The 12,376-nt window shown below is 68.7% G+C and carries 9 protein-coding genes, 2 tRNA genes, 1 pseudogene and 1 CRISPR repeat array; of the genes and pseudogenes, 8 read left to right on the top strand and 4 right to left on the bottom strand.

Annotation, left to right across the window (positions count from 1 at the left end):
• The first annotated feature begins 224 nt into the window (after window positions 1-224).
• Genes casA through cas2e form a run of 7 tightly spaced genes read left to right on the top strand, consistent with a single transcriptional unit; the run spans window position 225 to window position 6,183 of the window.
• Window positions 225-1,709: a type I-E CRISPR-associated protein Cse1/CasA gene (casA, locus tag O7632_RS31750; protein WP_278119704.1), complete on the top strand. Its 1,485-nt coding sequence runs from the start codon at window positions 225-227 to the stop codon at window positions 1,707-1,709.
• Window positions 1,706-2,371 carry a type I-E CRISPR-associated protein Cse2/CasB gene (gene casB / locus O7632_RS31745; RefSeq protein ID WP_278119703.1) on the top strand — a complete coding sequence of 222 codons (666 nt, stop codon included), beginning with the start codon at window positions 1,706-1,708 and terminating at the stop codon, window positions 2,369-2,371. The genes casA and casB overlap by 4 nt, the downstream gene beginning before the upstream one ends.
• The gene (gene cas7e / locus O7632_RS31740; protein WP_278119701.1) at window positions 2,368-3,510 is read left to right on the top strand and encodes a type I-E CRISPR-associated protein Cas7/Cse4/CasC; all 1,143 of its coding nucleotides are present in this window, start codon (window positions 2,368-2,370) and stop codon (window positions 3,508-3,510) included. Before casB ends, cas7e begins: the two co-directional genes overlap by 4 nt.
• On the top strand, window positions 3,507-4,265 hold the full coding sequence (cas5e, locus tag O7632_RS31735) for a type I-E CRISPR-associated protein Cas5/CasD (RefSeq protein ID WP_278119700.1): 759 nt from the start codon (window positions 3,507-3,509) through the stop codon (window positions 4,263-4,265). The genes cas7e and cas5e overlap by 4 nt, the downstream gene beginning before the upstream one ends.
• Window positions 4,262-4,882, top strand: a complete 621-nt coding sequence (locus tag O7632_RS31730) for a type I-E CRISPR-associated protein Cas6/Cse3/CasE (protein ID WP_278119698.1) — start codon at window positions 4,262-4,264, stop codon at window positions 4,880-4,882. Before cas5e ends, O7632_RS31730 begins: the two co-directional genes overlap by 4 nt.
• Entirely contained in the window at window positions 4,879-5,841 is a 963-nt protein-coding gene (gene cas1e, locus O7632_RS31725) for a type I-E CRISPR-associated endonuclease Cas1e (protein ID WP_278119696.1), read from the top strand. Before O7632_RS31730 ends, cas1e begins: the two co-directional genes overlap by 4 nt.
• Before the next feature lie 3 nt (window positions 5,842-5,844).
• A complete protein-coding gene (cas2e, locus tag O7632_RS31720; RefSeq protein WP_278119695.1) occupies window positions 5,845-6,183 on the top strand; it encodes a type I-E CRISPR-associated endoribonuclease Cas2e in 339 nt (112 codons plus the stop codon).
• Window positions 6,184-6,201: 18 nt separating this feature from the next.
• A CRISPR array of direct repeats spans window positions 6,202-8,170; the repeat unit is 19 nt; unit sequence GTCCTCCCCACGCACGTGG.
• Between the two features lie 309 nt (window positions 8,171-8,479).
• On the opposite strand, the gene O7632_RS31715 is transcribed toward cas2e, so the two are convergent.
• From O7632_RS31715 to O7632_RS31705, 3 genes are all read right to left on the bottom strand, one after another.
• A tRNA-Arg gene (locus tag O7632_RS31715) sits at window positions 8,480-8,552 on the bottom strand.
• 35 nt (window positions 8,553-8,587) lie between these two features.
• A tRNA-Ser gene (locus O7632_RS31710) sits at window positions 8,588-8,678 on the bottom strand.
• A gap of 149 nt (window positions 8,679-8,827) precedes the next feature.
• The gene (locus O7632_RS31705; protein ID WP_278119694.1) at window positions 8,828-10,129 is read right to left on the bottom strand and encodes a multidrug effflux MFS transporter; all 1,302 of its coding nucleotides are present in this window, start codon (window positions 10,127-10,129) and stop codon (window positions 8,828-8,830) included.
• A gap of 654 nt (window positions 10,130-10,783) precedes the next feature.
• Between O7632_RS31705 and O7632_RS31700 the strand changes: the two genes are divergently transcribed.
• Complete coding sequence (locus tag O7632_RS31700) at window positions 10,784-11,455, top strand: DUF1986 domain-containing protein (RefSeq protein WP_278119692.1); 672 nt, start codon at window positions 10,784-10,786, stop codon at window positions 11,453-11,455.
• A 75-nt stretch (window positions 11,456-11,530) separates the two neighbouring features.
• Here O7632_RS31700 and O7632_RS31695 read toward each other — a convergent pair.
• A pseudogene (locus O7632_RS31695) lies at window positions 11,531-12,367 on the bottom strand (adenylate/guanylate cyclase domain-containing protein); the annotation flags it as partial.
• Between the last annotated feature and the right edge of the window lie 9 nt (window positions 12,368-12,376).

Below are 12,376 nucleotides of genomic sequence, written 5' to 3'. Positions count from 1 at the left end.
AGTAGTGGAAGAGCGGGGTTGCCGGCGGGTCAGACCCGCCGGCAACCCCACCTCACGGAAGTGAGGAGGTCGATCGCCATTGGACCAGGGCCCGGCCGACGACTGGAGCACCCCCACAGTGAGATTCCGCAGGGACTGTATGTCAAACAGCCGACACGGCGCTTCGCATCGGGACGTGAGTTCGGCAACCTCGACGCGCTTCCTAACTGAAAGCGATCACATCAATGACGAAATCGTTCGATCTGGTCGATCGGCCGTGGATTCCGGTGGTGGCCCGCGGTGAGTCCGTGCTGGTCGGGCTCCGGGAGTTGTTTGTCCGCGCGGCGTGCTTCGAGGACATGGTGTTGCCGGTGCCGCCGGCGGCGTCGGGGCTGTGGCGGATCCTGTACGCGATCACTGCCCGGGTGACCGGGCTGGACTCTGTGGGCGGGGCGCAGTGGCGGCGGCGTCAGGATCTGGTGCTGGATCAGGGGGCGTTTGTCGCGGAGGAGGTGGACGCCTATTTCGCGAAGTACCGGGGACGGTTCGATCTGTTCGACTCTGTCCGGCCGTGGTTGCAGGATCCTCGGCTGGCCGTGGAGTGTCCGAGGTCGTCGGGTGTGAACAAGTTGGTGTTCGACCGACCGGCCGGGAACACGCAGGTGTGGTTCGGACATCACACGGACGCTGACGCGGTGGCGCTGCCGGCGGGGGAGGCTGCCTGGTATCTGATCGCGCAGTTGTATTACGGCGCGTCGGGCCGGTGCAGCAGTCGTGAGGTGGCGGGTCAACGGTTCGCCAACAGCAACGCTGGGCCGTTGCGGGGTGCCATGTCGTACCACCCGCTCGGCGAGAACTTGTTCGAGTCACTGGTCGTGGGGGTTCCGCCCGGGAGGACGGGGCAGAACGAGGAGCCCGATCTGTGTCCCTGGGAGCGGGATGAGCTGCCGGATCCGCTCGCTGTTCCGTGGTCGGCGTCGTGGCCGTGCGGGGCGTTGACCGGTCGGGCACGGCACGCGGTGCTGCTTGTGCCCGACGGGGCTGGGGAGGCGGTGACGGACGCCTACGTGACCTGGTCGTGGCGTCTTCCCGGCCCGGAGCAGGACGACCCGTATGTGGTGCGGCGGCAGAAAAAGGAGGGCGGCTGGTATCAGCTTCCGGCCGACGGCTCCCGGGCGTTGTGGCGTGACGTCGATGCCCTGCTGGGCGGTAGCAGCGAGATCACGTCTCATCGCCCCGACATCATGATCACCGCGGCGGATCTCGGGCTGGACGGGCGGATACGGGCGTACGGGTTCGACCAGGACGGGCAGGCCAAGGACCGGCAGTGGTTCACGGCGGTGACGCCACCGGTCCTGGGGTGGCTTCGGGAGCGTGACCCGGTCACGGCTGACGGGGTGGCCGTGTTGACCCGGGCGGCGGAGACGATCGGCCGGCGGGTGGGCACGTCGTTGCGGCAGGCGTGGCGGGACGTGGCCAACGTGAAGGACCGCGACGGCCCGTGGGCTCGCACGGGCGAGGCGTACTACTGGGCGCGCGCGGAGGCGGTGTTCTGGAAGCACGTCGGTGAGGGCCGGTTCACCGACGGCGGCCGGGCGTTCGCCCGCCTCGGGCACGAGGCCATCGACTACGCCGCGGACGGTGAGGCGAGTCCACCCCGGATCGTGCGAGCCGTTCAGACGGCGCACCGGCTGCTGTCCACTCCAGCGAAGAAAGGATCCGCCACGTGACATCCACAGATGTCGAACAACGGCCGTCTGACAGGTTCGTCAGCAGGGTCACCGAGCGGTGCGCCCGTGACCGCGGCCAGCGGGCCGCGTTACGGCGCGGTCTGCGTCGCCCCCCGGAGCAGGCACACACGATGCACGCGGTCGTCGCGCCGCTGCTACCCGCCGGGGTGTCCAGAGAGCACGAGTACGCCTACTACGCGGTGGCGGCGATGATCGCCGGGGCCACCCGGGACCGGGCGGACACCGACACGGCTAGTGAGACCTCTGGACAGGACGTCGATGAGGTCACTGAGGAAACCGACGGGCCGGGCGCTGACGGCGGGCCGCCCACCAGGGCCAATCTGGGGGCGTCGCTGGCGTGGGCGGTGTGCCGGCCGGGCACAGGCCGTCGGGCGATGAACCGGGCCGCCGCCGAGAAGCGGCTGCATCTGCTGGTCCGGCAAGGCTATCCGGGCGTGTACCAGCAGCTGGCCGGCGTCGTCCGCTACATCGGCGCGGTCGAGGTCGAGGTGAACTGGGCACAGCTTCTCGAGGATCTCTGCCAGTGGCGGTACCGCCGTGACTGGGTCGCCAAACGGTGGCTTCAGTCGTTCTACCGCGTCCTGCACCAAGCCGACCGCCGCGCCGCGCGGCGCGACCCCAACCTGGAGGAATCAGCATGACCGCCCGATACGTCGAGATCCACCTGCTGCAGACCGTTCCGTACGCCAACCTCAACCGCGATGACCTGGGCTCGCCGAAGACGGTGCGGTTCGGATACGCCGAACGGACCCGCGTGTCCAGCCAATGCTGGAAACGCGCCGTCCGGGAAGAGCTGGAGGCCTCCTCGGGCGACGCGGCCAAGCGCACCCGGCGCCTGCCGCAGGCCGTGCAGACGCGTCTGACCGATCGGGGCTGGGAGCCCGAGCTGGCAACCTACGCGGCGGCGCAGGTCATGGCCACACTCACCACGATCGCGGTTAAGGTCGACGGTTTCAAGGTCGACAAGGACACCGGTGAGGCGCAGGTGCTGTTCTACCTGCCCGAGCGGGCCTTCGACGAGCTGGCCGACCTGTGTGTCGAGCACCGTGAACGGCTCACCGGTCTACGGGCGGGGACGGTCAAACTCAAGAAGGGGGAAGCGCCGCTACCGGCCGACGGCGTCCGCGAGGTGATGGGCCGCCGCAACGACGTGATCAACCTGTTCGGGCGGATGCTGGCGGAGCTGCCCGGCACCAACGTCGACGGCGCTGTCCAGGTCGCCCACGCGTTCACCACCCACGCCACCGACCCGCAGGTCGACTTCTTCACCGCAGTGGACGACCTCAAAGCCGACGCCGACCAGACCGGCAGCGGGCACATGAACAGCGCCGAGTTCAGCGCCGGTACGTTCTACCGGTACGCCAGCGTCAACCTCGACGACCTCGTCGCCAACCTCGACGACCGTGCCACGGCGATCGAGCTCACCGCGGCGTTCCTGTCGGCGTTCATCACCGCCATGCCGCAGGCCAAGAAAAACTCCACCGCACCGTTTACGGTCCCCGACCTGGCCTACATCACGGTCCGGGCCGACCGGCCGGTATCCCTGGCCGCCGCCTTCGAGACCCCGGTACGCGCATCGTGGGACAGCGGCTACGCCGACGCGTCGCGCCAACGACTCGCCGACTACGCCAATCGGATCCACCGGCTCCTCGGCGAGCGCGGCCGGATCTTCCACGGCCACGCCACGATCGACGACAAGGGGCTGGAACACCTCGGCGACGCCTGCCCAAGCTTCGACAGCCTGATCACCGCCGCCGTCGACCATGTGAGGACGCGGTGACCGGTCTGCTGCTGCGGCTGGCCGGACCGATGCAGTCCTGGGGCGACCACAGCACCTTCAGCGTCCGGGACACCGCCACCGTCCCCACCCGCTCGGCGATGACCGGCCTCATCGCCGCCGCCCTCGGACGACGCCGCGGCGAGCCGATCGACGACCTCGCCGCGACGCACTTCACGATCCGCGTCGACCGGCCCGGAACACTCATGTACGACTTCCACACCGTCGGCGGCGGCCTGCCCACCGACCGGACCGTGCCGACCGCCGAGGGCAAACGACGCCAACCCGGCACCGCGACGATCGTCTCCCGCCGCTACTACCTCGCCGACGCCGTGTTCACCGTCGCTGTCACCGGCCCAGACACCCTCATCACCCGCATACACGAGGCGCTGACCAACCCCGTCTGGGCCCCCTACCTCGGACGCCGGTCCTGCCCGGTGGAACACCCCTTCCTCCTGACCGGCCCGATCAGCGACGCGGCCGACCGCCTCGACGACCTCCCACTGCACCGCCGCCGCCCGGCGGACGACGAGGCCACCGTGCCGGTCGACTTCGTCACCGAGACACCCGGCGGCGACGGCGCCGCGAGCCGGATGACCCTCAACGATGTCCCCGTGGACCTGCACCCCCACCGGCGCCGATACCTCACCCGCCAGGTTCACATCACCACCCGCGCCCTGCCGGCCGATCTGTGCGCCGGCACCGGGGCCCACTATCTGGACGCTCTCGACGCATACCTGCAAGGAGCCGGAACGTGACCGCCTGGCTGACCCGGATCTCACCCGACCTGCGACACCCTGCTGCACGCCGCGACCTTCGCGACGTCACCGCCGTTCACCGCAGGGTGATGTCACTAGTGCCGGACAACCTGGGCGACCAGCCACGCCACCAGGCCGGCGTGCTGTTCCGGCTCGACCACACCACCACCGGCCCGGCACTGCTGATCCAGACCACCATGGCACCCGACCCCGGCCGGCTGCCCGACGGCTACGGCACCGTCCAGACCCGCGACATCTCCCCACTGCTCGACGCCCTGACCACCGGGATGGCCGTGCACTACCGGATCGCCGCCAACGCGTCGAAACGCGCGTGGAAAGGCGACAACGCCGGCAAAGTAGTAGCTCTGTCCGGCTCACACGCCGAACAGTGGTGGCACCGCAAAGCCGACGCCCACGGACTGACCCTGCGCCTGATCAACGCCCAACCACAACCCGCCGCGGTCGGCCGCACGATCCCCGTCCGCCACGCCATCACCCTGTTCGAAGGCCACGCGTTCATCTCCGACCCCGACCAGGCACGCGCCGCCGTCATGTCCGGCATCGGACGCGGTCGCTCCTTCGGCTGCGGACTACTCAGCCTGGCTCCCGCGCGATGACCTCCACCGCACGCCGCCGGCTCGCGGCCCCGACCCTGGCCATGCTCCCCAGGGTCGCGGACTCCCTCAGCTTCCTGTACGCCGACATCGTCCGCATCGTCCAGGACGACACCGGAGTCCTCGCCCAGGTCGACACCCCCAAAGGCGTCGAACGCGTCTACCTGCCCACCGCCGCCATCAGCTGTCTCCTCCTCGGCCCCGGCACCTCCATCACCCACCGCGCCATGTCCACACTCGCCCGACACGGCACCACCATCGTCTGTGTCGGCTCCGGCGTCGTCCGTTCCTACGCAGGCATCACCCCCACCTCCCTCACCACCACCTGGCTCGAGAAACAAGTCCGCTGCTGGGCCGACGACGGCCAACGACTACAAGTCGCGACACACATGTACGAACGCCGATTCGGTGAACCCGTCCCCGACGGCACCACCCTGGCACAACTGCGCGGCATGGAAGGCCAGCGCATGAAAGCCCTCTACCGGCTCCTCGCCCAGAAGTACCGCACCGGAAAATTTCGCCGCAACTACGACCCCGACGCCTGGGACACCCAGGACCCCGTGAACCTGGCCCTGTCCGCCGCCAGCGCCTGCCTATACGGAGTCGTCCACGCCGTCGTCCTCGCCCTCGGATGCTCACCAGCACTTGGCTTCGTCCACAGCGGCACCCAACACGCCTTCGTCTACGACGTCGCCGACCTCTACAAGGCGAAGGTCACCGTGCCACTCGCCTTCTCCATGAGCACCTCAGCCCAACCCGAACGCGACGTCCGACGCAAACTCCGCGACCAGTTCCGCCTGCTGAAACTGATGCCGACCATCGTTACCGACATCCAGCAGCTCCTTGACCCAGACAACGCCGTCGCACAACGGCAACCCGCAGCCGAGATCACCTCCCTCTGGGACCCCGACACCGGCTCCATGCCCTCCGGAGTCAACTACGGCACCGACCCCTGGGACTGAACCATGGCGTCAATGGTCGTCCTCGCCACCACCGCCGTACCCGACCACCTCCGAGGCGCCCTCAGCCGCTGGATGATGGAAGTCACCCCCGGCATGTTCGTCGGCACCCTGTCAGCAAAAGTCCGCGACGAACTGTGGAAAGCAGCGAGCGCCGTCGTCGGCGATGGCGCAGCCGTCCTCATCCACCCCGACAACACCGAACAAGGCTTCACCCTGCGCACCGCAGGCGAACGCCGACGCCGCCCAATCGATTTCGACGGACTCACCCTCGTCGCCATGACCCCCCTCGAACCACAGAACCTCGACACCACCGCTGACGAAAGCTGGCCGGACGACTGGTAGAACCCCAGGTCGCGAAGGGTCCTCCCCACGCACGTGGGGGTGTTCCGAAAGCGGCGAAGCTCGGCCTGACCGTTGACCTGTCCTCCCCACGCACGTGGGGGTGTTCCGGCGGTCGTACCAGGTCAACCGGTGGCAGCCGCGTCCTCCCCACGCACGTGGGGGTGTTCCGCCGCCCTGGACCTGGACCGGCTGCAGGCATGGGTCCTCCCCACGCACGTGGGGGTGTTCCGGCAAGACGAACTATGGGGCAGGCAGGACCATCGTCCTCCCCACGCACGTGGGGGTGTTCCGTTGAAGACTCCTCCCTTCTCTCTCGGGTTGTCGTCCTCCCCACGCACGTGGGGGTGTTCCGTCGAACACGGCCTGCTCGGCGCGCGCCAAGTCGTCCTCCCCACGCACGTGGGGGTGTTCCGACAGCAGCCTCACCCTGGATGATCTGCGTGCCGTCCTCCCCACGCACGTGGGGGTGTTCCGAAGCTCGACAAGGAGATCGCCGAGACCGAGCGGTCCTCCCCACGCACGTGGGGGTGTTCCGCTGCAGGGCCACACGGGAGACCGCCACGTCAGGTCCTCCCCACGCACGTGGGGGTGTTCCGTCTCTCAATGCGGCCTGGTGCGCGGCGGACGAGTCCTCCCCACGCACGTGGGGGTGTTCCGGATGGGAACGTCTTCATCATCGGCGGGTCCGCGTCCTCCCCACGCACGTGGGGGTGTTCCGGCCGCAACCAGATCTCGCGTGAGACCGGCATCGTCCTCCCCACGCACGTGGGGGTGTTCCGGTCAGCGGCAGATCGGTGCCGCTGGGTGCGAAGTCCTCCCCACGCACGTGGGGGTGTTCCGAGTTCGCCCGGGCCTGGTCCGAACACTCCGACGTCCTCCCCACGCACGTGGGGGTGTTCCGGTACTCGCTCATCTTCACATGAGCACGTCGTAGTCCTCCCCACGCACGTGGGGTGTTCCGCAGCAGGCGGTCGACCGGGCGGTGGCGGCGATGTCCTCCCCACGCACGTGGGGGTGTTCCGTAAGAGCTGGTGCTCGATAGAGCCTCTGGGAGCGTCCTCCCCACGCACGTGGGGGTGTTCCGGACCTTCGGCCAGCCGTCGCGAGCCTTCTTCGGTCCTCCCCACGCACGTGGGGGTGTTCCGACGGGCAAGCCCGCGCCGACCGATCCGCAGCTGTCCTCCCCACGCACGTGGGGGTGTTCCGGAGATCCTCGAGCACCGGGCGGCGGTCGCCGAGTCCTCCCCACGCACGTGGGGGTGTTCCGTGTTGCAACACTTCAGGTGGTCGCGGTGTGGGGTCCTCCCCACGCACGTGGGGGTGTTCCGCCGGCCAGTCAGGGCGGCGTCAAGCCGTCCACATCCTCCCCACGCACGTGGGGGTGTTCCGGTGTTCGGCATAGGGTCTCTCCCGGCCTGTTAGTCCTCCCCACGCACGTGGGGGTGTTCCGTGGGGTGCGTGTTCGCCGTCGTCCCATGGGCGGTCCTCCCCACGCACGTGGGGGTGTTCCGCTGGAATTATTCCCGGCGACGAGATGATCGCGTCCTCCCCACGCACGTGGGGGTGTTCCGTCGGACAGGGCGAACAACTTTCGTCTTCTGTGGTCCTCCCCACGCACGTGGGGGTGTTCCGTGCTGGGACAAGATCAAAGCGGGCGGCGCGGCGTCCTCCCCACGCACGTGGGGGTGTTCCGCGACAGAGACGACGGAGGCGCGAGGATGACGGGTCCTCCCCACGCACGTGGGGGTGTTCCGGCAGGAAAAGGGAATGGCGAGACGAACCGTTGGTCCTCCCCACGCAGGTGGGGGTGTTCCGCTCTTGGCGTCGACCAGGAGGGACAGGTCCCGGTCCTCCCCACGCACGTGGGGTGTTCCGGCCGCAGGTTTCGCCAGCGCCCCCAGTGGACGGTCCTCCCCACGCACGTGGGGGTGTTCCGCCGGCGGACCGGTTCGCCAAGCGGCTGCACACGTCCTCCCCACGCACGTGGTGTCAACGGCGGACTGGAATGACCACGTGATTCCGGCTGAATCGGACCTCCACAGCAGCCCGGCGAGGCTCCCAAGAAGGACCGCCAGCTTTACCCTTCAGCAACGCTGTCCCACTATCTGGACTTTCGGCCCGACGTGGGCAACCATGATCAAAACGCATCGGGACAGGACGGGTCACCGCTGGACGGGCCGGGACGTGAGGGATGTTCGTCGTACGAGCACCCACCGAGCACCCAACCGACCACAAGGGATGGATATGCGAAGGGGCCTGGCTGCCGTTTTGGCAGGTCAGACCCCTGTTGATCTCGCGCGCCCGAAGGGACTCGAACCCCTAACCTTCTGATCCGTAGTCAGATGCTCTATCCGTTGAGCTACGGGCGCAGGTGCCTGGCAAGCATACACACCTTGCCGGACCGCGGAGACTCCGGGATTCGAACCCGGGAGGGGCTTTAAGACCCCAACCGCATTAGCAGTGCGGCGCCATAGACCAGACTAGGCGAAGTCTCCCCGGCGGTCTTGTAGACCACCGCCGACCGAGGATACAGGGCCGGCCGGCGTCGCGGCAAAGCACCCGGCCCGGCTCGGCGGCCTGGCCTTACGGCGCCGGTCGGCCAGTGATCTCCTCCCAGCCCGGAGGGCAGGCCAAGGGCTTCGGCTCAGTGCACGTTGACGGGTACGACATCCGGCTCTGGCGCCGGCAGCCGGCCTGGCCGGACCACGACCAGAAGGATGAAGAGCGAGCAGAGCATGCCGCCGGTGATGACCGACGCCATCGCGGTACTGCCGGTGCCGAGCAGCCCGACGACCGGCGCGGCGACCGCGCCCACCCCGAACTGCACCGCTCCGAGGAGCGCGGAGGCTGTTCCGGCCGCCTCTCCGTGTCCGGCCAGCGCTAGTGCCGGCGCGTTGGGCAGTGCGAACCCGGACGCCGCGAGGACCGCCCACAGCGGGATCAGTACGCCGGCCAGGCCGCCGACGTTGGTGGCCGCGAAGCCGAGTAGCAGCGTCCCTGCGGCCGTACCAGCGACCAGCGAGCCCAGCAGGATCTGTTGCGGAGAGTAGCGGCGCAGCAGTCGTACGTTGAGCTGGGTGGCGGTGATCATGCCGGCCGCACCGGCCCCGAAGGCGATGCCGAACTCCTGCTCGTCGAGGCCGTACTGGTCCTGTAGAACGAAGGACGAACCGGCGACGTACGCGAAGAGCGCTGCCATGGCGAACCCGGCGACCAGCACCAGTCCGATGAAGGTCCGATCCGCCAGCAGCGAGCCGTAGACCCGGAGGGTGTCGCCGATGCGGGCTGCCCGGCGACGACGTGGCGGCAGGGTCTCAGGCAGCCCGAAGGCGGTGATGGCGATCAGTCCGAGCCCGAGTACCGCCAGCGCGACGAACACGCCGCGCCACTGCGTCCAGTTGAGCAGCGCGCTGCCGAGGGTCGGGGCGAGGACCGGTGCCACCCCCATCACCAGTAGTAGTCGCGACAAGACGCGGGCGAACGCCAGCCCGCTGAACAGGTCGCGGACCACGGCCATGGCGATCACGGCGGCTGCGGCGGCACCGAGCCCTTGAACGACCCTGAGGGTGCCGAGCACGGCGACGTCCGGCGCGACGACACAGAACACCGAGGCGAGTACGTGCAGCGCCATACCGAGCAGCAGCGGTCGCCGCCGTCCCAAGACGTCGGACAACGGACCGATGATCAGCTGACCGATCGCCAGTCCGGCGAGGGTGCCGGTGAGGGTCAGCTGCACTCCGGCGGCGGTGGTCCGCAGGTCGTCACTGATGGCGGGAAGCGCAGGCAGATACATGTCGATGGTCAACGGGCCGATGGCGATCAGGGTGCCGAGTACCAGGATCAGTCGGATCCGTTGCCAACGGCCGAGCTGTTCCCCGGAGATCGCGGTCTCGGTCCCGGCGTCGGCTGTCGCCGACTCGTCGGGCCGTCGGGCGAGCGTGGTCATAGTGCTTCTTCCGCGAGGGCGCGCGGCTGCGCGGCAGTGCGAGTGTCGGCCGGATCCCGAGTCGGGTGGATCTCGAAGGTCCGTCGGGCGCCACGGTCGCGGCGCGGGTGTCAGGACCAATCTAAGGTCGCCGTCGGACATTCCCAGCTCTGGTCGACGGTGCGGCGCATCACAGCTGGTGTGGCAGGAGGGTGGCCGACCGGGCGACGGCACCCCTTCCGTCCGGAATCCGATGGTTCCAGAGCGCGACAGTCGTTTTACGCCGTACCCAGTCAAATACGCCGGAACGTCGGCTCCGGGTGGTCGCCGCGCCGACCCGGGTCGGGTCCCAGTCCGACCGGATCGGGTCCCAGTGGGACGGTCGGTCGGATGCCTCGACGTGATCGACCGACAATAATGCATACGATTTGAATCATATTATCAGTCGTCATTATTAGATTGTCGCACGCTATCAGAAAACATCACGCCAAGGACTTGTCGCGGAAACGTCGTAGGCCTAATCTCTGGCCTCACCGTGGTGCAATTCCGCAGCGCGGTGAGCAGCGCCGTACCCGGCGTTGCCAGACACGGTGTGTCCTGCGGTGGAACCTGTCGCGGGACACCGGCCCAGCCGACCCGGAACCCCGGGTGGACCCCTTCGGTAAGGAGCCCGTCTTGCGTATCCGTCTTACCTTGGCGATCGCCGCCACCGCTCTCGTCGGCGCGTTCCTGGCGCCATCTACAGCGGCCGCGGCGCCGCAGCAGATCATCGGCGGCGGCACCGTCTCGTCCGCGCCGTGGGCGGCGGCCGTGTTCCAGAACGGCTCGTTCGCTTGCTCTGGCTCGATCATCGCGTCCCGCTGGGTGCTGACCGCTCGGCACTGTCTGGGTGGCACGATGTCGGTACGGGTCGGCAGCGTCTACCGGTCGTCCGGCGGTGCGACCAGCGCAGTGAGCGCCACCTACGGTCGCTACGACCTCGGACTGTTGTATCTGAGCAGCTCGATCTCCACCTCGTACGTGACGCTGGCCACCAGCAACCCGCCGGTCGGTTCGACGAACAGCATCTACGGTTGGGGCCGGACCTGCAGCACCTGCGACGCCTCTCCCCAGCTGAAGACGGCCTCGGTCCGCACGACGACGAACAGCGCCACCGACGCGTACGGTGGCCCGGCGATCCGGAGCACGGGTGTGAACGGTGTCGCCTGGCGGGGCGACTCCGGCGGCCCGCAGTTCTACAACGGACGGCAGGTCGGCGTCTGCTCGACCGGCAACGGGTCCACGTACCAGAACTACGCGTCGGTCGCGGCCAGCCGGAGCTGGATCGCGTCGGTCACCGGAGTCTGACACCAGCTGTTCCGCGCGTGGGGTGCCGCCGCCCGGCACCCCACGCACCGGTTGCCACACCCGTACCGCCTCCGTCCGGCCGGCGATCTGCAGGTGCGGCAGTTCCCGATAGCTGATCCGGCCACGGGTGGCCTGGTAGGTGTCCACGGTGACGGCGACCGTCCCGGGGGCGGTCCGGGCCTGCAGCCGTGCCGCCACGTTGATCACGTCACCGGTGAGGAATCCGACTCCGCCGTCGGTCGGACCAGTGACGTCGACCGCGGCCGTTCCGGTGGCGACGCCGACCCGGATGCGCACCCGTACCCCGGGGGGGAAATCAATCCGCCGTACGGCCGGGGCGAGTTCCATCGCCGCGCGGACCGCGCGGTAGGCGCTTCCGCCCGATCGGTCAAGATCCGCACCCGTGGATCCCGACGTGTAGTGGTCCGTCAGGTCCGGGGCGCGGTCCGTCAGACACGAGATGTGGTCTGTCAGGCCCGAGGCGTTGTTCGCCGAGCCCCGCACCGTCGGCCCGGCACGGTCGAAGACGGCCATCACCGCGTCTCCTACGTACTTCTCGACGACACCGTGCCAGTCGCGGATCACCGCGCGGACGGCCTGGAAGTAGGCCAGCTGCACCTGGCGTACCTCTTCGGGGGTGAGCCGGCTGGACAACTCGGTAAAACCGACCATGTCGACGAAAAGCACGCTCACGGTACGTCGTTCCGTCCGGGGAGACGGGTCGGTCCACCCGGTCGGCGGTGCCAGGCGTACCCCGCAGCCGGCACAGTAACGGTGTGTGGACCTCCTGGGTGCACGGCAGTTGGGGCAGGTCAGTGGGGCACTCGCCGAACAGCGGTAGCCGCTGGCGCGGGTCGTCGAGGCGGTGGGTGCGGTACGGCGGCGGTAGTGGTTGCGGCGGAGCGTCTGCATGATCGCCTC

The sequence above is a fragment of the Solwaraspora sp. WMMD406 genome, assembly GCF_029626025.1.
GTDB lineage: Bacteria > Actinomycetota > Actinomycetes > Mycobacteriales > Micromonosporaceae > Micromonospora_E.
Note: the sequence above shows the minus strand (reverse complement) of the source record. Positions and strands in the feature narration are given on the sequence as shown.